Annotated in this window: 29 protein-coding genes; 18 read left to right on the forward strand and 11 right to left on the reverse strand. The window is 74.7% G+C overall.

The window, feature by feature from the left end; genetic code table 11:
• Nucleotides 1-7: 7 nt before the first annotated feature.
• Nucleotides 8-1,588, reverse strand: a complete 1,581-nt coding sequence (locus tag OG335_RS21540) for a PHB depolymerase family esterase (RefSeq protein WP_405012758.1) — start codon at nucleotides 1,586-1,588, stop codon at nucleotides 8-10.
• A 193-nt stretch (nucleotides 1,589-1,781) separates the two neighbouring features.
• On the opposite strand from OG335_RS21540, the gene proC reads away from it, so the two are divergent.
• From proC to OG335_RS21580, 8 genes are all read left to right on the forward strand, one after another.
• Nucleotides 1,782-2,603: a pyrroline-5-carboxylate reductase gene (proC, locus tag OG335_RS21545; protein ID WP_405012759.1), complete on the forward strand. Its 822-nt coding sequence runs from the start codon at nucleotides 1,782-1,784 to the stop codon at nucleotides 2,601-2,603.
• Nucleotides 2,604-2,643: 40 nt separating this feature from the next.
• Nucleotides 2,644-3,297 (forward strand): HAD family hydrolase, encoded by a 654-nt coding sequence (locus tag OG335_RS21550; RefSeq protein ID WP_405012760.1) that lies wholly within the window; start codon nucleotides 2,644-2,646, stop codon nucleotides 3,295-3,297.
• Nucleotides 3,298-3,415: 118 nt separating this feature from the next.
• The gene (locus OG335_RS21555) at nucleotides 3,416-4,615 is read left to right on the forward strand and encodes an MFS transporter (protein WP_405012761.1); all 1,200 of its coding nucleotides are present in this window, start codon (nucleotides 3,416-3,418) and stop codon (nucleotides 4,613-4,615) included.
• Between the two features lie 42 nt (nucleotides 4,616-4,657).
• Nucleotides 4,658-5,857, forward strand: coding sequence for an acetoin utilization protein AcuC (locus OG335_RS21560; RefSeq protein WP_405012762.1), 1,200 nt, complete (start codon nucleotides 4,658-4,660; stop codon nucleotides 5,855-5,857).
• Between the two features lie 257 nt (nucleotides 5,858-6,114).
• Nucleotides 6,115-6,324 (forward strand): helix-turn-helix domain-containing protein, encoded by a 210-nt coding sequence (locus tag OG335_RS21565; protein WP_405012763.1) that lies wholly within the window; start codon nucleotides 6,115-6,117, stop codon nucleotides 6,322-6,324.
• 120 nt (nucleotides 6,325-6,444) lie between these two features.
• On the forward strand, nucleotides 6,445-6,543 hold the full coding sequence (locus tag OG335_RS21570) for a 30S ribosomal protein bS22 (RefSeq protein WP_003948845.1): 99 nt from the start codon (nucleotides 6,445-6,447) through the stop codon (nucleotides 6,541-6,543).
• 217 nt (nucleotides 6,544-6,760) lie between these two features.
• Nucleotides 6,761-7,822: an NAD-dependent epimerase/dehydratase family protein gene (locus OG335_RS21575; RefSeq protein ID WP_405012764.1), complete on the forward strand. Its 1,062-nt coding sequence runs from the start codon at nucleotides 6,761-6,763 to the stop codon at nucleotides 7,820-7,822.
• On the forward strand, nucleotides 7,819-8,829 hold the full coding sequence (locus OG335_RS21580; RefSeq protein ID WP_405012765.1) for a lysophospholipid acyltransferase family protein: 1,011 nt from the start codon (nucleotides 7,819-7,821) through the stop codon (nucleotides 8,827-8,829). The genes OG335_RS21575 and OG335_RS21580 overlap by 4 nt, the downstream gene beginning before the upstream one ends.
• Before the next feature lie 170 nt (nucleotides 8,830-8,999).
• Here the strand turns inward: OG335_RS21580 and OG335_RS21585 are convergent, their stop codons facing one another.
• The 3 genes from OG335_RS21585 to OG335_RS21595 all read right to left on the reverse strand — a co-directional run bounded on the left by OG335_RS21585 (nucleotide 9,000) and on the right by OG335_RS21595 (nucleotide 12,937).
• A complete protein-coding gene (locus OG335_RS21585; RefSeq protein WP_405012766.1) occupies nucleotides 9,000-10,199 on the reverse strand; it encodes a DUF5667 domain-containing protein in 1,200 nt (399 codons plus the stop codon).
• Between the two features lie 256 nt (nucleotides 10,200-10,455).
• Nucleotides 10,456-11,211: an ECF subfamily RNA polymerase sigma factor, BldN family gene (locus OG335_RS21590; RefSeq protein WP_405015478.1), complete on the reverse strand. Its 756-nt coding sequence runs from the start codon at nucleotides 11,209-11,211 to the stop codon at nucleotides 10,456-10,458.
• 724 nt (nucleotides 11,212-11,935) lie between these two features.
• Nucleotides 11,936-12,937 (reverse strand): HAD family hydrolase, encoded by a 1,002-nt coding sequence (locus tag OG335_RS21595; RefSeq protein ID WP_405012767.1) that lies wholly within the window; start codon nucleotides 12,935-12,937, stop codon nucleotides 11,936-11,938.
• A 108-nt stretch (nucleotides 12,938-13,045) separates the two neighbouring features.
• Between OG335_RS21595 and OG335_RS21600 the strand changes: the two genes are divergently transcribed.
• The 7 genes from OG335_RS21600 (at nucleotide 13,046) to hemB (ending at nucleotide 20,238) form a co-directional block, all read left to right on the forward strand.
• A complete protein-coding gene (locus tag OG335_RS21600; RefSeq protein ID WP_405012768.1) occupies nucleotides 13,046-13,321 on the forward strand; it encodes a glutaredoxin family protein in 276 nt (91 codons plus the stop codon).
• Nucleotides 13,322-13,479: 158 nt separating this feature from the next.
• Nucleotides 13,480-14,169, forward strand: a complete 690-nt coding sequence (locus OG335_RS21605) for an exonuclease domain-containing protein (RefSeq protein WP_405012769.1) — start codon at nucleotides 13,480-13,482, stop codon at nucleotides 14,167-14,169.
• A gap of 107 nt (nucleotides 14,170-14,276) precedes the next feature.
• Nucleotides 14,277-15,167, forward strand: coding sequence for a redox-sensing transcriptional repressor Rex (locus OG335_RS21610; RefSeq protein WP_405015479.1), 891 nt, complete (start codon nucleotides 14,277-14,279; stop codon nucleotides 15,165-15,167).
• On the forward strand, nucleotides 15,164-16,513 hold the full coding sequence (locus OG335_RS21615) for a glutamyl-tRNA reductase (protein ID WP_405012770.1): 1,350 nt from the start codon (nucleotides 15,164-15,166) through the stop codon (nucleotides 16,511-16,513). The genes OG335_RS21610 and OG335_RS21615 overlap by 4 nt, the downstream gene beginning before the upstream one ends.
• A 41-nt stretch (nucleotides 16,514-16,554) precedes the next feature.
• Entirely contained in the window at nucleotides 16,555-17,553 is a 999-nt protein-coding gene (hemC, locus tag OG335_RS21620; protein ID WP_405015480.1) for a hydroxymethylbilane synthase, read from the forward strand.
• A complete protein-coding gene (locus OG335_RS21625; RefSeq protein WP_405012771.1) occupies nucleotides 17,550-19,190 on the forward strand; it encodes a uroporphyrinogen-III synthase in 1,641 nt (546 codons plus the stop codon). Before hemC ends, OG335_RS21625 begins: the two co-directional genes overlap by 4 nt.
• Nucleotides 19,191-19,257: 67 nt before the next feature.
• A complete protein-coding gene (gene hemB / locus OG335_RS21630) occupies nucleotides 19,258-20,238 on the forward strand; it encodes a porphobilinogen synthase (protein WP_405012772.1) in 981 nt (326 codons plus the stop codon).
• Between the two features lie 73 nt (nucleotides 20,239-20,311).
• Here the strand turns inward: hemB and OG335_RS21635 are convergent, their stop codons facing one another.
• The 3 genes from OG335_RS21635 to OG335_RS21645 form a co-directional block, all read right to left on the reverse strand.
• Nucleotides 20,312-20,569, reverse strand: a complete 258-nt coding sequence (locus tag OG335_RS21635) for a hypothetical protein (RefSeq protein WP_405012773.1) — start codon at nucleotides 20,567-20,569, stop codon at nucleotides 20,312-20,314.
• A gap of 257 nt (nucleotides 20,570-20,826) precedes the next feature.
• Entirely contained in the window at nucleotides 20,827-21,174 is a 348-nt protein-coding gene (locus OG335_RS21640) for a rodlet layer protein (protein ID WP_405012774.1), read from the reverse strand.
• Between the two features lie 154 nt (nucleotides 21,175-21,328).
• Nucleotides 21,329-21,673 (reverse strand): rodlet layer protein, encoded by a 345-nt coding sequence (locus OG335_RS21645; protein ID WP_405012775.1) that lies wholly within the window; start codon nucleotides 21,671-21,673, stop codon nucleotides 21,329-21,331.
• A 336-nt stretch (nucleotides 21,674-22,009) separates the two neighbouring features.
• On the opposite strand from OG335_RS21645, the gene OG335_RS21650 reads away from it, so the two are divergent.
• Complete coding sequence (locus OG335_RS21650; RefSeq protein WP_405012776.1) at nucleotides 22,010-22,660, forward strand: hypothetical protein; 651 nt, start codon at nucleotides 22,010-22,012, stop codon at nucleotides 22,658-22,660.
• Between the two features lie 123 nt (nucleotides 22,661-22,783).
• Here the strand turns inward: OG335_RS21650 and OG335_RS21655 are convergent, their stop codons facing one another.
• From OG335_RS21655 to OG335_RS21670, 4 genes are all read right to left on the reverse strand, one after another.
• Nucleotides 22,784-23,179 carry a hypothetical protein gene (locus tag OG335_RS21655; protein ID WP_405012777.1) on the reverse strand — a complete coding sequence of 132 codons (396 nt, stop codon included), beginning with the start codon at nucleotides 23,177-23,179 and terminating at the stop codon, nucleotides 22,784-22,786.
• Between the two features lie 143 nt (nucleotides 23,180-23,322).
• Nucleotides 23,323-23,613: a chaplin gene (locus OG335_RS21660; protein WP_405012778.1), complete on the reverse strand. Its 291-nt coding sequence runs from the start codon at nucleotides 23,611-23,613 to the stop codon at nucleotides 23,323-23,325.
• 94 nt (nucleotides 23,614-23,707) lie between these two features.
• On the reverse strand, nucleotides 23,708-23,950 hold the full coding sequence (locus tag OG335_RS21665; protein ID WP_405012779.1) for a chaplin: 243 nt from the start codon (nucleotides 23,948-23,950) through the stop codon (nucleotides 23,708-23,710).
• Nucleotides 23,951-24,259: 309 nt separating this feature from the next.
• A complete protein-coding gene (locus tag OG335_RS21670; RefSeq protein ID WP_405012780.1) occupies nucleotides 24,260-24,502 on the reverse strand; it encodes a chaplin in 243 nt (80 codons plus the stop codon).
• A 332-nt stretch (nucleotides 24,503-24,834) separates the two neighbouring features.
• Between OG335_RS21670 and OG335_RS21675 the strand changes: the two genes are divergently transcribed.
• Nucleotides 24,835-25,074: a chaplin gene (locus OG335_RS21675; protein WP_263108057.1), complete on the forward strand. Its 240-nt coding sequence runs from the start codon at nucleotides 24,835-24,837 to the stop codon at nucleotides 25,072-25,074.
• A 200-nt stretch (nucleotides 25,075-25,274) separates the two neighbouring features.
• Nucleotides 25,275-26,042 (forward strand): Clp protease N-terminal domain-containing protein, encoded by a 768-nt coding sequence (locus tag OG335_RS21680; protein ID WP_405012781.1) that lies wholly within the window; start codon nucleotides 25,275-25,277, stop codon nucleotides 26,040-26,042.
• Nucleotides 26,043-26,072: the final 30 nt, after the last annotated feature.

The following is a 26,072-nucleotide window of genomic DNA, read 5'->3' on the forward strand; positions in this document are numbered from 1 at the left end:
CGCCGCATCAGAGCGTCCAGTCCACCGTCAGCGTGGCGCCCGCGCCGCGCTTCAGGAAGACGTACGCGGTGGAGGCGGGCACCTGGTCGAAGGCGAGCCGCAACTGCACCGTCGACCCCGGGGCGATCGCCGCCAGGCCGGCCGCCGTGAAGCCGCTCGACACCGTGCTGCCGGAGCCGAACGCCCCGACGGTGGCCACCGACGCGGCGCTCGCGGCGGCCGACCAGTCGTCCGCCCCGGCCGTGCAGGCCGCGCCGAAGCAGCCGCTGCGCACGTCGACCGCCAGCCGCGCCGACGCCCACGGGTTTCCGCTGCCGCTGCCGTAGCCGACGGTCAGCCGCGCCCCCGTGACGGTGGCGCCGGCCGGGACGGCCGAGGTGTCGAAGGAGAACAGCGCGCGGTTCTGCCTGCCGTCCGTGCCGCGGCCGACGGCCAGGCCCAGGCTGTCCGCCAGCGTGCCGAGGGCGGGGGAGCTCCCGTCGGCCGCGGCCTTCACGTAGCCGTCCCGGGCGGTGTCGTCGGTGAGCGTGACGCTGCCGCTGCCACCGGTCGGCGAGGGCGAAGGCGAGGGGGAGGGCGACGGGGACGGCGTGGAGGCGCCGCCGTCCAGGCCCCAGAAGCGCCCGATCCGGTACGAGGCGCAGAGGTCGACGTCCAGCACGTACGCGCCCGCGGTGCCGCACTGCTGCGCCCCGCTGCCCGGGTCGACGGGCTGGCCGTGGTTCATGCCGGTGATCGCGTACGTCTCGACCCGGTCGGCGCCGGACGCGTCACGGTACACCTGGTGGGGGAAGCCGCCGACGGTCTCGCTGACCGCCGGGGTCTGGCCGGTGCCGGCGACGTCCGTCCACTGCTTCATCAGCTCGGTCAGGTTGACCGGCTTCACGACCGAGTCCGCGGTGCCCTGCCAGATCGAGACCCTCGGCCGCGCGCCGGTCCACGACGGGTACGCCTGACGGGCGAGGTCGCCCCACTGCTGCGGGGTCTTCACGGTGCCCTGCGTCATGCAGTTCACCGACGCCTCGACCGTCGACGTGGCGCAGTGGTACGGCAGTCCGGCGACCACGGCGCCGCCCGCGAACACGTCCGGGTAGTCGGCGAGCAGCGCGGCGGTCATCGCCCCGCCCGCGGACAGCCCGGTCACGTACACCCGGGCCGGGTCGCTGCCGAGGTCGGCGACGGTCCTCGCGACCATCTGGCGGATCGACAGGGCCTCGCCCTGGTCGCGCGAGAAGTCGCCGGGCTGGAACCAGTTGAAGCACTGCGACGAGTTGTTGGCGGCCTGCTGCTGCGGCGTCACCAGCGCGAAGCCCCAGGTGTCGGCCCAGCGCGTCCAGCCCGCCGCGTCGCCGTACGAGGCGGTCTGCGTGCAGCCGTGCAGCGCCACCACGACGGGCCGCCCGGACGGCAGGCCGGTCGGGGTGTAGCGGTACATCAGCAGGTTGCCCGGGTTCGAGCCGAACCCGGTGACCTGGACGGTGCCCGCGGCGCGGGCCGTGCCGTGGCCGAGCCCGAGCACCGCCGCGGCGGCCACGGCGAGCAGCGCCAGCGCCGCCCGCCACCGTTGTCTCACGTCGTACGTCGTCATGGTCGTGCGGCTCCTCGTCAGGTGGGGGGAGCCGACCGTACGAGCAGGGCCGGGCCGCCCGGCACGGTACCGGCGGACACCGCGGGCCTCGCCGGGTGGCGGCGCGCCACATTGCCCACCGTTCGGACGGCGCCGCCCGCCCGCGGACGCCGGTGCGAGGATGGCCGCAAGCACCGGACGAAGGAGCGGACCCATGGCCAGCGCACCCGGACAGAAGATCGCCTTCCTCGGCACCGGCAAGATCGGCGAGGCCCTGCTCTCCGGCCTGCTGCGGGCCGGTACGGACCCGGCCGACGTCCTGGTGACCACCCGCCGCCCCGAGCGCGCGGTCGAACTCGCCGCCCGGTACGGCGTCACCGTCGTCACCAACGCCGAGGCCGCCAAGCTCGCCGACACCCTGATCCTCGCGGTCAAGCCGCAGGACATGGGCACCCTGCTCGACGAGCTCGCCCCGCACGTCGCCGCCGACCGGCTGGTCGTCTCCGCCGCGGCCGGCATCCCCACCGCCTGGTTCGAGGAGCGGCTCGCCGCCGGCACCCCGGTCGTGCGTGTCATGCCGAACACCCCGGTGCTGGTGGACGAGGGCATGAGCGTCATCTCCGGCGGCTCGCACGCCTCCGAGGCCCACCTGCTGCGCACCGAGGAGATCTTCCGCTCGGTCGGCAAGGCGATCCGGCTGCCCGAGTCGCAGCAGGACGCGGCCACCGCGCTGTCCGGCTCCGGCCCGGCGTACTTCTACTTCCTCGTCGAGGCGATGACCGACGCCGGCATCCTGCTCGGCCTGCCCCGGCACGTCGCGCACGACCTCATCGTGCAGTCCGCGATCGGCGCCTCCGTCATGCTCCGCGACTCCGGCGAACACCCCGTCAAGCTCCGCGAGGCGGTGACCTCCCCGGCGGGCACCACCATCGCGGCCATCCGCGAGCTGGAGAACCACGGCGTCCGCGCGGCCCTGCTCGGCGCCCTGGAGGCCGCCCGCGACCGCTCCCGCGAGCTCGCCGGCGGCGGGAAGTAGCGGGCGGACCCCGTCCGGCCCGGCCCGGTAGGCTCGCCGGGTGAGCTACGACCTGGTGATCTTCGACAACGACGGCGTGCTGGTGGACAGCGAGCCGATCTCCAACCGGGTGCTCGCCGAGTACCTGACCGAGCTCGGCCACCCGACCACGGTCGAGGACTCCTACCGCGACTTCATGGGCACGGCCTCCCACCGCGTGCACGACGTGATCCTGGAGCGGCACGGAGCCCGGCTGCCCGAGGGCTTCGACGACCTGTTCCACGCCCGCGTCTTCGCCGCGTTCGAGGCCGAGCTCGTGGCCGTCCGCGGCGCCGAGGAGCTGCTGAAGGAGCTGCGGCAGCGCGAGGTCCCGTACTGCCTGGCGTCCTCCGCCGCGCACACGTGGATCCGCACCGCGCTCGACCTCACCGGCCTGCGCGGCCACCTCGCCGAGGAGCGGATCTTCAGCGCCGAGGACGTCGGCGTCGGCAAGCCCGCCCCGGACCTCTTCCAGCACGCCGCCCGCACGCTGGGCGTGCCGCCCGAGCGCTGCCTCGTCCTGGAGGACAGCCCCAACGGCGTCCTCGCCGCCCGCGCCGCCGGAATGGACGTGTACGGCTACGCCGCCCTCACCGACCCGGCGCGCCTCACCGCCGCGGGCGCCACCGGGCTGTTCACCGACCCGGCCCAGGTGCTCGCCCTGCTGGACCGCTGAGCCCGCGGCCCCGGGCCTCCGGCCTGCCGAAACCCGCAGCCCTGACCCCCTCCCGGAATCGGGCCGCAGGACCTACGCTCTCGCCAACATCGCCGTACCCACGAGCAGCGGGGTTCTGATGCAGGCATCAACCGCAGGACGCCTCCGGCAGGCCCGTGCCGCCCTCGCCGCGAGCTTCCTGCTGCAGGGCGTGGCCTTCGCCCTGCTCGTCACCTGCATCCCGGAGATCCAGCGGCAGTACGGGCTGGGCGACGCCCTGCTGCCGGTCTTCCTGGCCGCCGTGCCGGTGCTCGCCGGGGCCGGCTCCATCGCGTCCGAACGGCTGGCCGGGCGGGTCGGTGCCCGCGTCGTCCTGCGGGTCGTGCAGCCCGCCGTGTGCCTCGCCCTGGCCGCCGTCGGGCTCGGCTCGGAGCTGTGGCAGCTCGCCCTCGCGCTGGCCGCGTTCGGCCTGCTGGTGGGCGCCCTGGACGCCTCGATGAACATGCTCGGCGTCGGCCTGCAGCACCGTTACGGGCGCAGCATCATGCTCGGCTTCCACGCCGCGTTCAGCCTGGGCGGCATCGCCGGTGCGGCGGTGGCCGGCCTCGGCGCGCACGGCGGCGTGTCGCTCGCCGTGCTGTTCGGCGGCGCCGCCGCGGTGCTCGTCCCCGCGGCGCTGCTCGCCGGCACCCGCTTCCCCGGACCGGCCGAGCTGGGCGACGCCGTCCGCGAGGCCGTGGAGGCCGCCGGGCGGTCCATCCCGTGGCGCCCGCTGCTGCCGCTCTGCGCGGTGATGGCGTTCGCCTACATCGCGGACGCGTCGGTCTCCAACTACAGCGTCAAGTACCTCACCGACACCCTGCACAGCCCCGACGACGTCGCCAAGCTCGCCTACCTCGGCTACATGGTGGCGATGCTCGCCGGCCGCACCGTCGGCGACCGCGCCGTCCAGCGGTTCGGCGCCGTGCCGGTGGTGCGGATAGGCGCCGCCACCGCCGCGCTCGGCTTCCTGGCCGCCGCGGTCGCCCCGGCCCCGTGGGCGGGCATCGCGGCGTTCACCCTGCTCGGGTTCGGCCTCTGCGCGATCATCCCGCAGGTCTTCGCGGCCGGCGGGCGGCTCTTCCCGGACGGCTCGGACGCCGCCGTCGCCCGCCTCAACCTCTTCAACTACGTCGGCTTCCTGATCGGCTCGCCCCTGGTCGGCGCGATCGGCGACGCGGGCTCGTACCGGGTCGCGATGCTCGCCCCGATGCTGCTCGTGCTGCTCGTCGTACCGCTCGCCGGGCACTTCGCGCCCGCACCGGCCCCGCAGGTCACCGAGCCCGTCCGCACGCCCTGAACCCCGTGCGGCCCACCCGCGCGCACCCACTACGGTGGAGGCATGCCCGACGCCGAGCGTGACACCTCCTGCGGCCTGCACCTCTTCTGGGACGACGCGGTGACCGCGTACGACTTCGGCCCCGGTCACCCCATGGACCCCACCCGGCTCGCGCTCACCAAGCACCTCGTCGACGCGTACGGCCTCAGCAGCGGCCCCGGGGTCACCCTGCGCTCCGCCCCCGCCGCCGGCGACTCCACCCTCCGCCTGGTGCACACCGCCGAGTACATCGCGGCCGTCCGCCGGGCCGCCGACGACCCGGCCGGCACCGACCTCCGCCACGGCCTGGGCACCGACGACAACTGGGCCTTCCCGGCCCTGCACACCGCCTCCGCCCTGATCGCCGGGCAGTCCGTCGCCGCCGCCGAGGCGGTGTGGCGCGGCGAGGCCCGGCACGCGGTGAACTTCGCCGGCGGCCTGCACCACGCCATGCCGGACCGCGCCTCCGGGTTCTGCGTCTACAACGACCCCGCGCTGGCCGTCGCCCGGCTGCTGGAGCTCGGTGCGGAGCGCGTCGCCTACGTCGACGTCGACGTGCACCACGGCGACGGCGTGCAGCAGGCCTTCTGGAACGACCCGCGGGTGCTGACGGTCTCGCTGCACGAGAACCCGGCGACGCTCTTCCCGGAGACCGGCTGGTCCACCGAGACCGGCGGCGAGGACGCCCCCGGCAGCGCCGCCAACCTGCCGCTGCCCGCCGGCACCGGCGACGCCGGCTGGCTGCGCGCCTTCCACGCCCTCGTGCCCGACCTGCTCGCCGGGTTCCGCCCGCAGGTGATCGTCTCCCAGCACGGCGCCGACACCCACGTCGAGGACCCGCTCGCGCACCTCGCCGTCACCGTCGACGCCCAGCGCGTGGTCGCCGAATCGCTCCACCGGCTCGCCCACGAGCACGCCGGCGGCCGCTGGGTCGCCCTCGGCGGGGGCGGCTACGCCGTGGTCGACGTCGTCCCGCGGACCTGGACGCACCTGGTCGCCACCGCCGCCGGGCGACCCGTCGACCCCGCGGCCGAAACCCCGGAGGAGTGGCGCGCGGAGGTGTACCGCCGCACCCGGCAGCAGGCGCCGCTGCGGATGACCGACGGCGCCCCCGCGGACTGGCGGGACTTCCACGAGCACGGCTACGACCCGGCCTCCCGCCTCGACCAGGCGATCCTCGCCGCCCGCCGGGCCGTCCTGCCGCACCACGGCATGCTGCCCTGACCCAACCGGCCCGGTGCGCCCCGCGCGCCGGGCCCGTGCTCCCGCACGCCCGCGGGGGCCGTTCGGGCCCGGTCCTTCTGCGCCAGACGCCGATCGGCTACGTACTGCAACGGGGGGATGCCGCACCGTACAGAGACTGGGCATCCCCCTCTTCCCACTGGTACCACCCATAACTACTCTGGGGATACACGTGTGCCGGTGGAGTCACCGGAGGGGAAGCCGGTGCCTTGCACACGGGTAAGGGTCGGGTGATGGTCATGAGTTCCGGCGAACGCCCCCTGCAGGAAGTCGCCTTCCTGACCGTGGCCGAAGTGGCCGCGGTCATGAGGGTCTCCAAGATGACGGTGTACCGGCTGGTGCACAGCGGAGAGCTCCCGGCCATCCGGGTCGGGCGCTCCTTCCGTGTCCCCGAGCAGGCGGTCCACGCGTATCTGAAGGAGTCCTACGTGCGTCTCGAAAGCGCGTAGGCCGGACACGGACAGGCCAGGATTACGGCTTACCCGGAGCGGAAGGTAGGCTAGGCCCTCCGTCAGTCGTATGGACTCCCGTCTCCCATGGACGGGGTCCGAGTGAGCGAGGGTTGTTCCGTGGGCTCTGTCATCAAGAAGCGTCGCAAGCGTATGGCCAAGAAGAAGCACCGCAAGCTTCTGAAGCGGACTCGCGTGCAGCGTCGCAACAAGAAGTAACCCGCGGCCGGACTACTTCCCGCTCACGCGGGGGGCCAGCCGCTACACCGATGGCCGCCTCGCGCGCACCAGGTGTCCGCACTGCCCGCCCGGGCCCAGCCCGGGCGGGCAGTGACGTGTCCGGGCCCGGTGCACGCGGACGGCGTGGCGCCCGCGCAGCCCCGAAACATCCGCACGGTACGGTGCACGCAGGGCGAAACCGAGGAGGCGCAGCAGCGTGGGCAGAACCGTGCTCGTGACCGGTGTGGCCCGGCACCTCGGGGCCCGCTTCGCGGCCGCGATCGCCCGATCCGAAGGCGTCGACCGGGTGGTCGGGCTGGACGTCCGGCCGCCGGGCGAGGACCTCCCGGCGGGCGTCGAGTTCGTCCGCGTCGACCTGCGCCGTCCCGCCGTCGCCCGGGTCGTCGCCGACCACGGCGTCGACACCGTCGTGCACCTCAACGTCTCCGCGATGGGCCCCGGCGGCCGGCCCGCCGTCAAGGAGACCAACGTCATCGGCACCATGCAGCTGCTCGGTGCCTGCCAGAAGGCCCCCGGGGTGCGCCGCCTCGTGGTGAAGTCGACCACCGGCGTGTACGGCTCGGCCCCGCGCGACCCGGCCGTCTTCGGCGAGCGCATGCAGCCCAAGGGGCTCCCGGCGGGCGGCTTCGCCCGCGACGCCGCCGAGGTCGAGGGCTACGTGCGCGGCTTCGCCCGGCGCCGCCCCGACGTCGCCGTGACCGTGCTGCGCTTCGCCAACATCGTCGGCCCGGCGGGCGACACCCCGCTCTGCGCCTACTTCTCCCTGCCGGTGCTGCCCACCGTGCTCGGCCGCGACCCCCGCCTGCAGTTCGTCCACGAGGACGACGCCGTCGAGGTGCTCCGCCTCGCCGCCCTCGACCCGCGCCCCGGCACCGCCAACACCGGCACCTTCAACGTCGCCGGGGACGGCGTGCTGCTGCTCTCGCAGTGCGCCCGCCGGCTCGGCCGGCCCACCGTGCCGCTGCTGCGGACGGCCCTCGGCGTGGTCGCCGGGCTGGCCCGGCAGACCAGGGCCGCCGACATCTCGCCCGAGCTGATCCAGCTGCTCACCCACGGGCGGGTGGTCGACACCGCGCAGCTCCGCGAGACCTTCGGCCACACGCCGCGCTACACCACGGCGGAGGCCTTCGCCGACTTCGCGGCGGCCCGCGGGAGCGGCCTGCTGCCGCCCGAGCGGCTCGCCGCCGCCACCGACCGCCTGGCCGCCCTGCTCGGCCGCGGGGACGTCCGAACCACCGAGGAGCCGATGCCGCGATGACCGCAGCCCGCAGGACCGAACCGGCCGAGGCCAAGGTCATTCCGATCGAGTCCGCACCCAGCTGGCACCCCGGCGAGGCCCGCGGAGGCGTCGCCGACCGCATCGCGGACGCCCTGGGCGGGGCCCTGGCGGGCCAGCTCGGCGCGACCGCCACCAAGGTGCTCGGCAAGGGCTGGGAGGACCGCGCGGCGAGCGGCCTGGGCTTCCTGCGACGCCGCATCACCGGCGACTACGAGATCGACGAGTTCGGCTTCGACCGGGAGCTCACCGAGGAGGTGTTCCTCTCGCTGCTGCGGCCGCTCGCCGAGAAGTACTTCCGGGTGGAGGTGCGCGGCGCGGAGAACATCCCCGCCGAGGGCGGCGTGCTGATCGTCGCCAACCACTCCGGCACCGTGCCGCTCGACGCGCTGATGACCCAGGTCGCCATCCACGACCACCATCCGCAGAAGCGGCACCTGCGGATGCTCGCCGCCGACCTCGTCTTCGTGCTGCCGATCGTCAACGAGCTGGCCCGCAAGGCGGGTCACACCCTGGCGTGCAACGAGGACGCCCAGGCGCTCCTGGAGCGCGGCGAGGTCGTCGGCGTCTGGCCGGAGGGCTTCAAGGGCATCGGCAAGCCGTTCTCCGAGCGCTACAAACTGCAGCGCTTCGGCCGCGGCGGCTTCGTCTCGTCCGCCCTGCGGGCCGGCGTGCCGATCGTGCCGTGCTCGATCGTCGGCGCCGAGGAGACGTACCCGATGATCGGCAACGTCCGCTCGCTGGCCCGGCTGCTGGGGCTGCCGTACGTGCCGGTCACGCCGACCTTCCCGTGGCTCGGGCCGCTCGGGGCGATCCCGCTGCCCACGAAGTGGACGATCCAGTTCGGCGAGCCGATCCCGACGGACGGCTACCCGCGGGAGGCCGCGGACGACCCGATGCTGGTCTTCAACCTCGCCGACCAGGTGCGCGAGACCATCCAGCACACGCTGTACACGCTGCTCGTGCAGCGGCGGTCGGTCTTCTTCTGAGCCCGGCGCCCGGGCGGTCTTCCTCTCGGCGCCCGGGCGCGGTACGGACCGCGTACCGGGCGCCCGTTGCGCGCGCCCGCCGCGGCAGGTCCGACGGCAGGTCCGACGACGACGCCGCGGCGGCCGTGGGAGCTCGGGATTCCCACGGCCGCCGCGGCGGCGGGCCGGACTCAGCCGAGGGTGAGGCCCGGCAGCAGACCGGGGATCAGCGGCGGGATGGTGATGCCGGGACCCTCCGGTGCGGGGGTGGACGTTCCGTCCGGCGCCGGTGAGGCGCCCGCGCCGGTGGTGGCGCCCGGGGTCGGCGAGGCGCTCGCCGCGCCACCGGTGAGGCCGCTGGTCAGCCCGTCGACCAGCCCGCCGACACCCTGCTGGGCGCCGCCCGGTGCCGCCCCGCCGGGGGCGGTGCCGTTGCCGTGCGTCGTCGGCGCTCCCGCGCCGCCCCGGCCGGAGCCCGAGCCCGAGCCGTCGGACGAGCCTCCGCCCTGGCCGCTGCCCGTGCCGCTCTGACCGCCGGTGCCCGGCGGGTCGAGCCGCAGCGGCGCGACGTCCTCGCTTATGTCGCTGAACAGCTCGTCGACCTTGTCGGCCTGCGCGCCGAGCTGGCCGGGCAGCCGGTCGTGCAGGCTGGCCCAGCGGTCGTCCTCGCCGTCGGCGAAGGAGGCGAGCTGCCGCATCGGGGCGAGCGAGCCGTTGCTGCGGTAGACCGAGCGCAGCAGGTCGCGGCCGCGGACGGCCTCGGCGTGCATCTCGTCGAGCGCCCGCCTGACCTGCTCGACCGTGCCCGGGCTGAGGGCCTCCGGCGAACCGGACCGCTGGAGCAGGCTCTGCGCCTCGTCGAGGCGGGCCGAGGCCTGCTGGAGCAGCAGCGCGCCACGCTCGGAGTCGGAGCCCGCCCAGTCGAGCCGCAGGCCCTCCAGTCCGCGCTTCATGCCGTACAGCGCGTCGCCCGGCAGCGCGTTGCCGCTGGCGGTCGCCGCCCCGGCGAAGCTGCCCACCGCGACACCGGCGACCAGGCCGCCGATCGCCAGCCGCCGGCCCCACCGGCCGCGGGACGCGCGGGCGGAGTGGTGGCGCCGCTGTCGCGGCACCGCCGCGGCGCCGCCGCCACCCGCGTAGGCCTGCTCGAACGCGGCCATGAGCCGGGCGCGCTGGACGGCCTTGGCGTCCGCCGCGAACTCCGGCTCGGGCAGTTCGGTGAGCAGGGCCGCCGTGGCGAGCAGATCCGCCATGGCGGCGGAACCGGCTCGATGGGCGCCGCCGGTCTCCGGTCCGTCGGGGCCGCCCTCCGGGCCGTCGTCCGTCCGGTGGGCCTCCAATGCCTCGGCGAAGGCTTTCGCCCGGCGGTGTTCCAGCACGTTTGCCGTCACGGGCCGCACCTCCCTTCGTCGTTGTCGACACCGTGGCCAGCCGGATGGTTGTCTCGGCGGGCCGAAACCACACCATCGGGTGACGCGTTCCGATCCTGCTTGACCGCGAGCCCGTTGGTGGTTTCCGCGTTGGCCAACGAGTGGCGCGGGGAGTCGGTTACGCACGGCTGATCATGTGACCGCGTATTCACCCACCCGTGTCCGCGCACGGGGGCCGGTGACGGGCCGTCGGTTATGGGTGCGCCCGCCGTCGCCCTCACCGGGCGTCCGCGGGCAGCAGGCGGGCCAGGGTGCGCACCGCGCGGTACTGGAGCGTCTTGATGGCGCCCTCGTTCTTGCCCATGATCCGGGCCGTCTCGGCGACCGAGAGGCCCTGCAGGAAGCGGAGGTTGACGCACTCCTGCTGCTGCGGGTTGAGCCGCCGCACCGCGTCGCGCAGCGACGCGTTGGCGAGCGACTCCAGCACCGACTCCTCGGGGCTGCGCTCGCACTCGTTGGAGTCCAGCATCTCGCCGGTGGTGACCTCCAGCCGGAACCGGCTGGACTTGAAGTGGTCGGCGACGAGGTTGCGCGCGATCGTCACCAGCCAGGCGCCGAAGTCGCGGCCCTGCCAGGTGAAGGTGCCGATCCGGCGCAGGGCGCGCAGGAAGGTCTCGCTGGTGAGGTCCTCGGCGGTGGCCCGGCTGCCGACCCGGTAGTAGATGTACCGGTACACGGTGTCCGCGTACTGGTCGTAGAGCCCGCCGAAGGCCTCGCTCTCGCCCGCCTGGGCGCGCTCGACCAGCTCCATGACGGGGTTGTGCTCGCCCTCGGCGCCGGTGCCGCGGTCCGTCCTGGCACGGCTTCGGGCGGGGGCGCCGAGGGTGCGGCCGCGGGTGCCGGTGGCGGAGCCCGGGGTGGTGGTGGAGCGCAGGAGCCGGCCCTGGCCGGCGGTGCGCGCGGACGGCACGGCCGGGGCGGCGGGCGGCCCGGCGAACACGGCCCCGGCCAGGGCCGGCTGCGGGCCGGTCAGATGGAACTCGCGGATGGCGGCCCACAGCCGGTCCAGCCGGGCGCCGGAGCGCAGGGCGGCGGTCGACGGGCGGGAGGTGGCTGGCGCGTCGTTCCGGACGGGTGGGTACACGGGACTCCCAGAGGCAGAACTGTGGACGGGTCACCTCCGCCTGTGCGGAGTGCACGCCCCCTGTCCCCCCGGGACGGAGGACACGCAGGTGCCGTGCATCCGGGAAAGAATAACGCTTTGTGCAATGACGGCTACACCCTGTGGCGGAACTGGTCGTTTGAGATCCGGTTGGCGCGTATATTCAGCCGGTACTGATCGTTGGCGGCCGATACGGACTGGCTCCGAGTGATCGAACGACAACCTGCTGTGACCGATTCGAGGGGGCGCCGGGCGGTTTCCCTGCCTCGCGGCTCGGTAACCCACAACTTTCCCGAGGTGTCGAACGATCAGTTCCGGTCATCGGTGAAGCGCTCCCGACCGGGCCGGTTCCCTCGTACGTGTGAGGGGTCGTCACGTACCGGACAGGCGCTCGGGTGGTCCCGCGGGACGCCGCCGCGGCGACCCCGGGCGGCGGACGTCGGCGCAGGTCGCGGCAGGTGCCGCGGAGGCCGCGGGGTGGACCGGCCGGACCCGGCTGCGGGCCCGCGCCGGAGCGGCCGGACGGTGCGGCGGCCGACGGGTGACAGGTGACGGCCGGCGGGTGACAGGTGACGGGTACGGTGCGGGCCGGGCCTCAGGCGGTGCGGCGGCGCCGGTGGATCGCCAGCCCGGCCGCCGTCGCCCCGGCGGCGACACCGAGGCCGGCCGCGGCCGGCAGGCCGATCCGTGCGGCCTTGCGGCCCGTCCGGAAGTCGCGGACCCGCCAGCCGTGGGCGCGCGCGTGCCGGCGCAGCGAGGTGTCCGGGTTCACCACGTACGGGTGGCCGACCAGGCTGAGCATCGGGATGTCGTTGGCGGAGTCGCTGAACGCGGCGCACCGGCCGAGGTCGAGCTGCTCGCGGCGGGCCAGCGCCTGTACCGCCGCGGCCTTCGCCGGGCCGTGCAGCAGCCCGCCCACCAGCCGCCCGGTGTACTCGCCGTCCGCGGTCTCGGCGACGGTGGCGAGCGCGCCGGTCATGCCGAGCCGCCGGGCGATGATCCGGGCGATCTCCTGCGGCGCGGCGGTGACGAGCCACACCCGCTGGCCGGCGTCCAGGTGCATCTGCACGAGGGCGCGGGTGCCCGGCCAGACCTTGTCGGCGATCACCTCCTCGAAGATCTCCTCGCAGATCTGCTCCAGCTCCGCCGTCCGCTTTCCCGCGACCAGCCCGAGGGCGGTGTCCTGCGCGTCGGCGATGTGCGCCGGGTCCTCCGAGCCGTGCAGCCGGAACCACGCCTGCTGCCAGACGAACCGGGCGACGTCGCGGCGGGTGAAGAAGCGGCGGCGATAGAGGCCGACCCCCAGGTAGAACATCGCCGCGCCGCGCAGGATCGTGTTGTCGCAGTCGAAGAACGCGGCGGCCTGCGGGTCGTCCGGGGTGGGCGTGTGGTCCTCGGCGGGGGCCTTCGGGTGGCGCCCGGCCCGGTCGGGCCGCCCGCCCTTCTCCGGATCCGCCGCCGCGTCCGCCCCCGTCTCCGTGTCCGTCGCCCGGACGAGCAGGTCGGCCTCCGCCGCGTCGGCGGCGGCCTCGCCCGCCAGGGCGCTCCGCTCGTCGGGGGAACGCCTTGCCAGGTGAAGCCTTCTCAGCGCGGCCATGGACCGAGCATAGCCAGCATCGGAGGGCGGTCCCGTGACCGCGGCGTGCAGGCGCCGTTAACGGACCGCGTCCACGGCGTGACCCGGGCGCCGGAGCACAATGGCACGGTGAGCCTGCTGCGACGAGACAAGAACAAGAAGCCCGCCGACCGGGTGGTCACCCTGATCGGCAAGCCCGGCTGCCACCTGTGCGACGACGCCCGGGCCGTCCTGCTCCGGGTCACCGGGGAGCTCGGGGCCGCCTTCGAGGAGAAGGACATCACCCAGGACGAGGCGCTGTACCGCGAGTACGCCGAGCAGATCCCGGTGACCCTCGTCGACGGCCGTCAGCACGACTTCTGGCGGGTGGACGAGCGGCGGCTGCGCGCCGCGCTCGGCGCCTGACCCCGGCCCGCCCCGCACGGCCGCGCCCCTCCGCCCGGAGGGGCGCGGCCGAATCGTTGCCGAGACGATAGAGATCACCTTGGAATCCGGTGAATTCGTCGGCTTACGATCGAGCCTGTTCTTGTCCGCCCGGGGGCCAGCAGGCGAAGGAGGGCGCGATGGGCGGCTACGCCGTCGTCGACGTCGAGGCCACCGGCCGCAGCCCGTGGCGGCACCGGGTCGTGGAGGTGGCCGTGGTGCTGCTGGACGACGGGCTGCGCACCGAGGAGACCTTCGCCACGCTCGTCGACCCGGTCGGGCCGGTCGGCCCCACCCACGTGCACCGGATCAGCCAGGACGACGTGGTCGGCGCCCCGCGGTTCCGCGAGGTCGCGCCGCACCTGCTCGACCTGCTGGCCGGGCGGGTCGTGGTCGGGCACCACGTCTCCTGCGACCACGCCTTCCTCGAACGCGAGTTCGCCCGGATAGGCGTGCCGCTGCCGGCGGTGCCGCTGCTCTGCACCATGCGCCTGGCCCGGACCCGCCTGCCGGCGGCCACCGGCTGGGGGCTCACGGCGTGCGTCGACGCCGCCGGCCTCGGCCGGTACGCGGCGCACACCGCCCTCGGTGACGCCCGGGCCGCCGCCGACCTGCTCCGCCACTACGGCCGCTCCGGCGGCCTCCCGCCCGCCGACCACAGCGCGCCGCCGTCCGCCGGGACGCCCGTGGCGTGGCCGCGGCTGGCACGGGCCCGGTCGCTGGGGGAGGGCGGCGCGGTGCCGCTGCTGCCGCGCGGAACCGTGCCGGGGCCGCGGCCGGGCGGCGCTCCGCTGCCCGGCGGCCTGCCGGCGGCGGCGGGCGGTGAGTGATGCGCATCACTGTGGAGGGACAAATCGGACACCATCTTTGTGCACACGTTCACAAACGCATAGCCTGGCTGCCTAAGCCCAGCTTCACCCTCGGGAGCACCGTGGCAATCGGCCGATCCACCCAGAGCAGTTCGCAGGCGCCCGACGGCGGCGCCGCGCGCCGACCCTCGCGCGCCCGGGGCATCCCGGAAGCGACGGTCGCCCGCCTCCCCCTCTACCTGCGGGCCCTGACCGCGCTCTCCGAGCGCTCGGTCCCCACGGTCTCCTCCGAGGAGCTCGCCGCCGCCGCCGGCGTGAACTCCGCCAAGCTCCGCAAGGACTTCTCCTACCTCGGCTCCTACGGCACCCGCGGCGTCGGCTACGACGTCGAGTACCTGGTCTACCAGATCAGCCGTGAGCTGGGCCTCACCCAGGACTGGCCGGTCGTCATCGTCGGCATCGGCAACCTCGGCCACGCCCTCGCCAACTACGGCGGCTTCGCCTCCCGCGGCTTCCGGGTCGCCGCCCTGCTCGACGCCGACCCGAGCGTCGTCGGCTCCACCGCGGCCGGCCTGCCCGTACGGCACATGGACGAGCTGGAGCAGATCGTCGAGAGCCAGCAGGTCTCCATCGGCGTGATCACCACCCCGCCCGGCGCGGCCCAGCAGGTCTGCGACCGCCTCGTCGACGCCGGCGTCACCAGCATCCTCAACTTCGCCCCCACCGTGCTGACCGTCCCGGACGGCGTGGACGTGCGCAAGGTCGACCTCTCCATAGAGCTCCAGATCCTCGCCTTCCACGAGCAGCGCAAGGCCGGCGAGGAGCCCGACTCCGCCGACTCCGTGCTCGACCGGGCCCCCGGCCCCGTCCGCGCCGCCGCCGCCAAGCTGCGCCGCGCCGCCGCGGGCACCGCCAAGGCCGAGCCGGCCGCCCGCGGCACCGCCGCCAAGAAGGCCGCCGCGCCGCCGGCCAAGCCCGGCGGCGGCGAGGGCGACGTGCAGGCGGTGATGCCGGCATGAGCCTGCTCGTCGTCGGACTGAGCCACCGCACCGCCCCGGTCGGCGTGCTCGAACGCGCCGCCCTCACCGGCGAGGTCCCCACCCGTCTGCTGCACGACGCCGCGGCCACCGCCACGGTCGCCGAGGCCGCCCTGGTCAACACCTGCAACCGGATCGAGCTCTACGCGGACGTGGACAAGTTCCACGCCGGCGTCGCCGAGCTCTCCCTGCTGCTCGCCCACCACAGCGGCGTCGACCTGGAGGAGCTCACCTCCCACCTCTACGTCCACTACGAGGACCGCGCCGTCCACCACCTCTTCTCGGTGGCCTGCGGCCTCGACTCCATGGTCGTCGGCGAGGGGCAGATCCTCGGGCAGCTCCGCGACGCGCTCGCCCGCGCCCAGGACGAGCACACCGCCGGGCGCGGCCTCAACGAGCTCTTCCAGCAGGCCCTGCGGGTCGGCAAGCGCGCCCACAGCGAGACCGGCATCGACCGGGCCGGGCAGTCGCTCGTCACCTTCGGCCTGGAGCAGGTCGCCGCCCGCACCGGGGACGTCGCCGGCAAGCGCGTCCTCGTGGTCGGCGCCGGCTCGATGAGCTCCCTGGCCGCCGCCACCCTCGTCCGCGCCGGCGTCTCCGACCTGCTGATCGCCAACCGCACCCCCGAGCGCGCCGAGCGCCTCGTCGCCAACCTCGGCGGCACCGGCCGCACCCTCGACTTCGCCAAGGTGCCGCAGGCCCTCGCCGACGTCGACCTCGTCATCTCCTGCACCGGCGCCGCCGGCGTCGTCATCACCGCCGAGGACGCCGCCGCCGCGGTCGCCGCCCGCACCGCCGAGGGCCCGCTGGCCTTCCTCGACCTGGCGATGCCCCGCGACGTCCACCACGACGTGCACGAACTCCCCGGCGCCCTGCTCGTCGACATCGAGAGCCTCTCCCACGCGCACGCCGCCGCCACCCCCGGCACCGGCGACGTCGACGCCGTCACCGGCATCGTCGCCGACGAGGTCGCCGCCTTCGGCGCGGCCCAGCGCGCCGCCAGGATCGCCCCCACCGTGGTCGCGCTCCGCTCGATGGCCTCCGACGTGGTCAGCGGCGAGCTCACCCGCCTGGAGGCCCGGCTCCCCGACCTCGACGAGCGCGCCCGCGCGGAGATCGGCCAGACCGTGCGCCGCGTCGTCGACAAGCTCCTGCACGCTCCCACCGTGCGGGTGAAGCAGCTCGCCGCAGAGCCGGGCGGCGCCTCGTACGCCGACGCGCTGCGGGAACTCTTCGACCTGGACCCGGCGGCCGTGCACGCCGTCTCCGGCACCCCGGCAGCGTCGCCGGGCGCCGGCCCCTCCGCCTTCGGCGGTGCGGCCGGATGAACCCCGTCAATCCCCACCGGCACGACCTGGACGAGCACCTCATGAATGGTCAACTCAGCAGCCCCCCGGGCGCACCCGAGCAGCCGCTGCGCCTCGGCACCCGGCGCAGCGCCCTCGCCATGGCGCAGTCCGGCATGGTCGCGCGCGAGGTCGCCCGGGTCACCGGCCGCCCCGTCGAGCTGGTGGAGATCACCACGTACGGCGACACCTCCCGTGAGGCGCTCGCGCAGATCGGCGGCACCGGCGTCTTCGTCTCCGCCCTGCGCGACGCACTCCTCGAAGGCCGTATCGACCTCGCCGTGCACTCGCTCAAGGACCTCCCGACCGCCGCCCCCACCGGCCTGCGGCTCGCGGCGGTCCCCGAGCGCGAGGACGTCCGCGACGCCCTCGTCGCCCGCGACGGCCTCGCCCTGCAGGAGCTCGTCGAGAAGCTCGCCGACGCGGGCCGCCCCGTCCGGATCGGCACCGGCTCGCCGCGCCGCACGGCCCAGCTCAACGCCTGGGCCGCGGCCCACGGCGCCGCCCTGGAGACCGTGCCGATACGCGGCAACGTCGACACCCGTGTCGGCTACGTCGCGCAGGGCGAGCTCGACGCCGTGGTGCTCGCCGCCGCCGGCCTCAACCGGCTCGGCCGCCGCGGCGACATCACCGAACTCCTCGACCCCGCGCTGATGCTCCCGGCCCCCGGCCAGGGCGCACTCGCCGTCGAGTGCGTCGACCCCGGCCTCGCCGCACGGCTGGCCGAGCTCGACCACACCCCCACCCGTGCCGCGGTCGTCGCCGAACGCGCGCTGCTGGCCGCCCTGGAAGCCGGCTGCTCGGCGCCCGTCGGGGCGCTCGCCGTGTGGCAGGGCACCGAACTGCTGCTGGAGGGCGTCGTCGGCACCGTCGACGGTGCCACCCTGCTGAGAATGACCGCCACCGGTCCGCTCGTCCTGGACGAGTCGGCCGAGGAGCAGGCGGCGGCCCTCGGCCGCGCGCTCGCTGCCCGGCTGCTCGAACAGGGAGCGGCCGGCCTGATGGGGGAGCGAAGCCGATGAGCCCCACCGCTGCGAGCCAGTCCACCCCCCAGGCCCCCGCCGGCCGCTGCACCTTCCTCGGTGCGGGCCCGGGGGACCCCGGTCTCCTCACCCTGCGCGCGGTCGACGTGCTGGCCTCGGCCGACATCCTGATCGCCGACCCGCTCACCGCCGTAGCCGTCCGCGCGCACTGCCCGGCCGGCGTCCAGGTGCACAGCCCCGCCGAGGACACCGACCTCGACGTCGCCCGGCTGGTCGCGGACGCCGTCCGCGCCGGCAAGCACGTGGTGCGCACCGTCGACGGCGACCCCGGCCTCGACGGCTGTGCCGCCGAGGAGATGCTCTGTTGCGCGCGCGCCGCGATCCCCTTCGAGGTGATCCCCGGCGTCGCCCAGTCCGTCGGCGTGCCGGCCTACGCCGGTGTGCCGCTGCGCGGCAGCCAGGGCGCCGACGTGCGCTTCGTCGACGCCGCCGCGCTCGTCTCCGGCAACGGGGTCGACCTCGGCGCACCGGAGACCACCCTGGTCGTCCGCACCACGCTCGGCCAGCTGCCGGCCACCGCCGCGGCGCTGGTCGCCAACGGCCGCAAGCCCGAGTCGCCGCTCTCCGCGACCCTCTCGGGCACCACGACGCGCCAGCGCACCTTCACCGCCACGCTCGCCTCGATCGCCGCGGACCTCAAGGCGGCCCGGGTGCTGCCGTCCCCGGTGTCGGCCCCCGTCGACCCGGCCACCTCGGTGATAGCCGTGGTGGGCGAGCAGGTCGCCCACCGGGCCTCCCACTCGTGGTTCGAGACCAAGCCGCTCTTCGGCTGGAACGTCCTCGTGCCCCGCACCAAGGAGCAGGCGCACGGCCTGTCCGAGCAACTGCGCGGCTACGGCGCCGTGCCGCAGGAGGTGCCCACCATCGCGGTGGAGCCGCCGCGGACCCCGCAGCAGATGGAGCGCGCCATCAAGGGCCTGGTCACGGGCCGCTACGAGTGGATCGCCTTCACCTCGGTCAACGCCGTGAAGGCCGTCCGCGAGAAGTTCGAGGAGTACGGTCTCGACGCCCGCGCCTTCGCCGGCATCAAGGTCGCCGCCGTCGGCGAGACCACCGCCCAGGCGCTGGTCGACTTCGGCGTCAAGCCCGACCTGGTGCCGTCCGGCGAGCAGTCCGCCGCCGGCCTCCTGGAGGACTGGCCGCCCTACGACCCGGTCTTCGACCCGATCGACCGGGTGCTGCTGCCGCGTGCCGACATCGCCACCGAGACGCTCGTCGCCGGCCTGGTGGAGCTCGGCTGGGAGGTCGACGACGTGACCGCGTACCGCACGGTGCGCGCCTCGCCGCCGCCGGCCGAGACCCGCGAGGCGATCAAGGGCGGCGGGTTCGACGCGGTGCTGTTCACCTCGTCCTCGACCGTGCGCAACCTCGTCGGCATCGCCGGCAAGCCGCACAACGTCACCGTCATCGCCTGCATCGGCCCGGCCACCGCCAAGACCGCCGAGGAGCACGGCCTGCGGGTCGACGTGATGGCGCCCGCGCCGTCCGCCGGGGCGCTCGCCCAGGCCCTCGCGGAGTTCGGCGCCAGGCGCCGGGACACCGCGGTCGACGCCGGGGAGCCGGTCTACCGGCCGAGCGAGCGCCGACCCGGGTCGCGCCGCAAGGCCGCCCGCTAGTACCCCGCCGCCGGGGAGGCCCCGAGCCTCCCCGGCGGTCTCGTATCGTCCGGAGAGAGAAGCAGAGTTGTCCGCCGAATTCCCGACCGTACGCCCGCGCCGCCTGCGCTCGACCCCGGCGATGCGCCGCCTGGTCGCCGAGACCCGCCTGCACCCGGCCGAGCTGATCCTCCCGGCCTTCGTCCGCGAGGGCATCACCGAGCCGAGGCCGATCACCTCGATGCCCGGCGTCGTCCAGCACACCCGCGACACCCTGCGCCGGGCCGCCGCCGAGGCCGCCGAGGCCGGGCTGGGCGGCATCATGCTGTTCGGCGTGCCCGAGGTCCAGGACGCCGTCGGCAGCGAGGGCACCAACCCGGAGGGCATCCTCCAGCAGGGCATCCGCGACGTCGTCTCCGAAGTCGGCGACGCCCTGGTCGTCATGTCCGACCTGTGCCTCGACGAGTACACCGACCACGGCCACTGCGGCGTCCTCGCGGCGGACGGCTCGGTCGACAACGACGCCACGCTGGAGCGCTACGCCGAGATGGCCGTCGTGCAGGCCGACGCGGGCGTCCACCTGGTCGGTCCGTCCGGCATGATGGACGGCCAGATCGGCGTCGTCCGCAGCGCGCTGGACGCCGCCGGGCACCAGGACACCGGCATCCTCGCCTACACCGCCAAGTACGCCTCGGCGTTCTTCGGCCCGTTCCGCGAGGCCGTCGGCTCCTCGCTCAAGGGCGACCGCAAGGCGTACCAGCAGGACCCGGCCAACGCCCGCGAGTCGCTGCGCGAGCTGGAGCAGGACATCGCCGAGGGCGCCGACCTCGTCATGGTCAAGCCCGCCATGGCGTACCTCGACATTTTGCGGCAGATCGCCGACGCCTCCCCGGTGCCGGTCTCGGCCTACCAGGTGTCCGGCGAGTACGCGATGGTCGAGGCCGCCGCCGCGAACGGCTGGGTGGACCGCGAGCGGATGATCCTGGAGACGCTCACCTCGATCCGCCGGGCCGGCGCCGAGCAGATCCTGACCTACTGGGCCGTCGAGGCGGCCGGCATGCTGCGGTAGGACGCCCCCTCACGTGCGGGAGGCCGGGCCGCGGGGATCACCCGGGCCCGGCCTCCGCTGCGTGCGGGTCGGTTCAGCCGACGTGGATCTCGCCCTCGGCGCCGCCGCCGACGGCGGTGCTGGTGGCCCAGCCCCACTCCTGGCCGAGGACGGAGATGTGGTCGGTCTCCGCCCAGCCGTGCCCCTCGCCCGCGACGAACGGGTCGTCGGCGGTGGCGACCAGGTGGGCGCCGCCGCCGGCGTCCACGTGCGCGTGGGCGGGGGCCGCGACGCCGGCGATGGCCAGCGCGGTCGCGGTGGTCACCAGGGCCTTGCCCAGCGTGCTCTTCATGGTGGAGGGGTCCTCTCTTCGACGGTGATGCGGACTCAGTGTGATCACAACAACCCGTCCGGGCCCGGCAGTACGCGCCGCCGTGACACGCCGTCACCCGAACGCGCCGCGCCCGGGCCGCTGTGCGGTACGGGCCGGACGGGCGGGTCGGGGGAGGACCGTGCGGCGGGGCCGCCGGACTCCGGCCGGGGAACGGCAACCGCCGGGCCCGGAGGAGAAGTTCCCCCCGGACCCGGCGGCGGATCGGACCGGCAGGATCAGCCGATCAGGTGGGACACGCCGCCGTCGCCGCTGCCCACGGTGTTCTGGCCGACGACGCAGGTCTGCGCCGGCTGGTTGTTGAGCACCGGGACCTCGATCGGCACGGCGAGGCCGACGACGGCGCCGACGGCGATGTTGTGCACCTCGGGGAGGCACAGGTTCGGGTTGTCCAGGGTGTGGTAGTTCGGGCTGTGGTCGCCCGTGGTGCCGGTGGCGTTGGTGCCACCGTTGCCCTGGATGGAGGTGGCGGCACCGTCGGCGTCGCCGATGGCCATCGCGGGGGAGGCGACCATGGCGACACCGGCGGCGGCGACGCCGGCGGCGGCGAGAGCCTTCTTGATCATTTCAGCGTTCCTTCTTCGGATCTTCTTGATGGGGAGGAGCCTCGGCCGGCGGGTGGATCCCGCCGGCCGCGCTGTGCCGCCCGGGCCGGGGGAGCGGCCCGCGCGGGGGGTGCGGGACGGGGCGTGAGCCCCGGGGTGGAGCGGAGGGCGTGCGTCAGCCGACGAGGTGGGACACGCCGCCGTCGCCGCTGCCGAGGGTGCCCTCGCCGACCACGCAGGTCTGCTTGGGCTGGTTGTTCAGTGCGTCGACCTCGACCGGAACCGCGACACCGAGCACGGCCACACCGATGTTGTGGATCTCGGGGAGGCAGACGTTCGGGTTGTCGGCGAAGTGGAAGTTGGGGCTGTGGTTGCCCCAGGTCCCGGTCGCGTTCGTGCCGCCGTTGCCCTGGATGGAGCCGGCGGAGCCGTCCGCGTTGCCGATCGCGCCGGCCGGTGCGGCGGCGGAGGCGAGGGCGGCGGCCGCCAGGCCGAGGCCCGCGAAGGTCTTCTTCAGCATGGGGAGATACCTCTCTGAAAAGCTCGGGTGCGCCGGCTCGGCGGCCGTGCCCGGTATATCGGTGGATTCCGGTCGCGTCGCGTCGAGCTGCGACATCGGGTTCAAAGAATGACGGGCCGGAAAGTTACGCAGATTCTTCGCAGGCGTCTGATTGATCATCAACTCGGCGGTATTCCAGTCCGATTATTAACCCGAACCGGTCAATGTCCGCAATCCTCCCGGGGCTCGGTCGTTGCGCAGATTGCTTTTCCGCACAGCTCCCGACGGCGCACCCCGTCCGGCGGCCTGCGGCGGATCGCACCCGGTAGAACGCTCTCGGACAGAACGGTGAATTGCATGAAGCTCTCCAAGCGGGCCGCCGGCGCCCTGCTGCTCGCGGTCGGGGCCGGCGTCCTCGCCGCCCAGGGCGCGGCCGAGGCCCGTCCGATGACCCCGGGCGAGGTGGCGGCGCTGGAGGACGGCCTCGCCGGCCAGGAGGTGCCCTTCAACGTGCCGCTGCCGCTGCTCACCCAGACCGGCACGCTCTCCGGCGGACTCCCCGCCTCGCCGCTCCAGCCGCCGGTGCCCGAGGAGCACCCCGGCTCCCAGCTCATCCCCTCGCGCATCGTGCCCGCGCTCAACGCCGGCCGGGTCGGCCCCGCCGTCGACGCCGTCGTGCCGCTGCCCGCCGCCGACTCGAGCACCGAGCTCGGCCAGGCCGTCCTCGCGGTGCCGGCCGCGCCGATCCGGACGTCCGGCCCGGCCCTGGAGCTCGGCCAGCCCGTCCGCTACGCCGCCGACCACAGCGGGGAGTTCGCCGACGGCGCGCTGTCCTTCGGCGAGCTCGACCCGCAGCTCGTGACCGCCCCGGTGCAGGCCGTGCCGGGTGCCAAGGCCTCGCTCGGCGGCGACGACCAGAAGGTCTCCGTCACCGACACCCTCGGCAACCTCACGGCCGCCGCCACCGGCGCGCTGAGCGAGGACGTGCTGGCCCAGCCGGAGGTCTGAGCCGGAGTTCCGGCACCGGCGGACGGCGTTCCGGGCCCGGGCCCGGACGGCAGCGGAGCCCGGCCCCCTCGGGCCGGGCTCCGCCGTGTACGGGGGCCGGTGCGCGCCGCGCCGGAGGGCGGGTCAGCCGGGCAGCAGGCCGAGCACCGGGCCGACCGCGGGCAGGCTGGCCGGGCCGCCGCCGGCGCTCAGCGGGCCGGTCAGCGTGGAGGTGGTGACCGGTGCCATGCCGTTGTCGGGTTCGACGGCGACGCCGTTGTCGAGCACGTCCGCGGAGGACTGCGCCCACGGGTCGAGCCGCAGGTCCTTCACCGGGGCCACCGCGTAGCCCAGGGCACCGGTGGTGCCGCCGACCAGCTGCGAGGTGTCGGTGGACTGCAACTGCGCCGTGGGGCGCGGCAGTCCGGCGGGGGCGGTCTGCGAGGAACCGGCGGCGGCGGCCGGTCCGGCCGCGGCGCCCACGACGGCGGCCGCGCCGAGGGCGGCCAGCACGCAGGCACCGGTGGTCTTCAGCACCATGGGGCTGAACCCTTCGTGTCGGTGGGGTGTCCGGCGGTCCGGCGGTGGCCGGCGCCGGGCTCGCGCCCGCCGGGCGGGCCGACGCGAGCGGCCCCCCGGCCTGGGGCCGGGGGGCAGGACGCGCGAGTCGTGCCGATCGGGGATCAGCAGTCCTCCTCGTCGACCTCCGGGGTGTCCGTCGGCACGGTGACCGGCGCGTCCACGTTGGCGCAGGAGTTGCCGAACGCGGGGTTCAGCAGGCCGACCACGTTGACGGAGTTGCCGCAGACGTTGACCGGCACGTGCACGGGCACCTGGATCAGGTTGCCGGAGAGCACGCCGGGCGAGCCGGCGGCGACGCCCTCGGCCTGGGAGCTGGCGCTGGCGGCACCGGCACCGCCGAGGAGGATGCCGGCCGCGGCGGTGAGAACGGCGGCCTTCTTCACGTTCTGCATGGGGTCGATCTCCTAATCACACACGGGGAGGGTGCGCCGCGCCCGGCCGGGAAGGCCGGGCGCGGCACGGACACTGCCGTCAGCGAGGGCTTGTTCAGCCGACGTTGGCGCAGGAGTTGCCGAACGCCGGGTTCAGGGCGCCGATGACGTTGACGGTGTTGCCGCACAGGTTGACCGGCACGTGCACGGGGACCTGGATCAGGTTGCCGGAGAGCACGCCGGGCGAGCCGGCGGCGACGCCCTCGGCCTCGGAGCTGGCGGCGGCGACGCCGGCGCCGGAGGCGACCAGGCCGGCGGCGGCGATGGTGAGGACAGCGGCCTTCTTGAACGTGCGCATGGGGATTGTTCCTTCGGTTCGTGGCCGGTATTGCGGTGATCCGACAATTCCGGGTGACGGGCGAATCGACATCATCGCCCGACCTTTCCTTGGTGCTCCGTGATTGTCACTCACGCGGACCAACTGGCGCGTGTCGCCCGTGGCTTGGGCGGGCGCTCGGATCGCGTTCGTTCACGCGCCCCGCCACCATTCCCCGCACGGCCGGGAATTGGTCACGCCGTGGCGCTTCCGGAGGGCGCTGTGGAGGCTCCTCCGGGAGTCGTGGGGCCGGCCGGGGCCGACGCGGGCCGCCGCTCGGGCGGCCCGGGTTCAGATGTTGGCGCAGGAGTTGCCGAACGCGGGGTTCAGCAGGCCGATGACGTTGACGGTGTTGCCGCAGACGTTGACCGGCACGTGCACGGGGACCTGGATCAGGTTGCCGGAGAGCACGCCCGGCGAACCGGCCGCGACGCCCTCGGCCGACGCGCCGGTGGCGGACGCGGCGGCGGCGCCGCCGAGCAGCAGGGCGGCGGCGGCCGCGGTGCCGAACGCGCCCTGGGCGATCTTGCGCATGGTGCAGTCTCTTTCTGTTCGCGATTCCCGTGCGCGCGCGCCGCACGGCCGGTGACGACCGGCGGGCGTGCGCGGAACGGGTGGGGCCGGTCCGGTCCGGTGGGCCGGGCCTGACCGGTGGAGCCGGTACGCAGGGAAGAACGAGGCGGGCGGCCGGGGGAAACGGGCTGATCCCACGATCACCCGAATGCCTTCACTACTGCTTCCGGGTGAACATGACGGTCCGTTCGGTACCGCGCCGTGCAGCTCTCGTTGGGCCCGGTGCACGCCGCGTGCGCTTCCGCGCCGAGCCAGTGCGGTTCGTGGAAGACCTGAACAACGAGGAGTTTCATATGAGCGTCAAGAAGGCCGCCGCCGTCGGCGCCGCCGTTGTGGGCATCGTCGCCGCCGGTGCGGGCACCGCCATGGCGAGTGCCGGTGCCGAGGGCGTCGCGGCCGGTTCGCCGGGTGTCGCCTCGGGCAACAACATCCAGGTCCCGGTGCACGTCCCCGTCAACCTGTGCGGCAACTCGATCGACGTGATCGGCCTGCTGAACCCGGCGTTCGGCAACTCCTGCGCCAACGTCGGCTGACCGGGCCCCGAGCCTGACGGACCGTTCGCGGGTCCGTGCCGCACCATCCGGGCCGCTGCCCTCCGTTCCCCTTCCGGGGTGCAGGGCGGCGGCCCGCTGCGTGCCGGGTGTGCGCCGGGCGCGTACGGCGTGGGCGGTCGCGTTCCGCCGACTGTCAACCGACGGTTGACACGTGAGAGGTGTCAACCTATGGTTGACACATGGCGAATCCAGTCAAGATGACGCATCCCGTCCGGCTCGACGACCTGATCGATGCCATCAAGAAGGTCCACACGGACGCCCTCGACCAACTGTCCGACGCGGTCATCGCCGCCGACCACCTCGGTGACGTGGCCGACCACCTCATCGGCCACTTCGTCGACCAGGCCCGGCGCTCCGGCGCCTCCTGGACGGACATCGGCCGCAGCATGGGCGTCACCCGGCAGGCGGCCCAGAAGCGCTTCGTGCCGAAGGACCCCGGCGAGCCGACCGACCTCGACCCCGCGCAGGGCTTCGGCCGGTTCACCGACCGGGCCCGCAACGTCGTGATGGCCTCCCAGAACGAGGCCGTCGCCGCCGGCAACGCCGAGATCACCCCCGAGCACCTGGCCCTCGGCCTGCTCGTCGAGCCGGACGGCCTCGCGGTGCAGGCGCTCCTCGCGCAGGACGTCACGGTCGAGGCCTTCCGTGCGGGGCTCACCGCGGCGCTGCCGCCGGCCGCCGCCGACGCGCCGGCGCTGGTCCCGTACGACGCCCGCGGGCGCAAGGCGCTGGAGCTCACGTTCCGTCAGGCGCTGCGGCTGGGGCACAACTACGTCGGCACCGAGCACATCCTGTTGTCGCTGCTCGAACTGGAGAGCGGCAGCGGCCCGCTCGCCACGCTGGGCGTCGACCGCGCCGCGGTCGAGTCGTTCGTCGTGGAGACGCTGGCGGTCCTCACGGGGTCCCGCCGGCAGGACGCGCAGGAAGCCCCGGAAGCGCAGGACTGACCCCGGGGGCACGGGGGCCCGCACGCGTCA

Origin of the sequence: Kitasatospora sp. NBC_01539, from assembly GCF_045040525.1 — a bacterium.
GTDB lineage: Bacteria > Actinomycetota > Actinomycetes > Streptomycetales > Streptomycetaceae > Kitasatospora.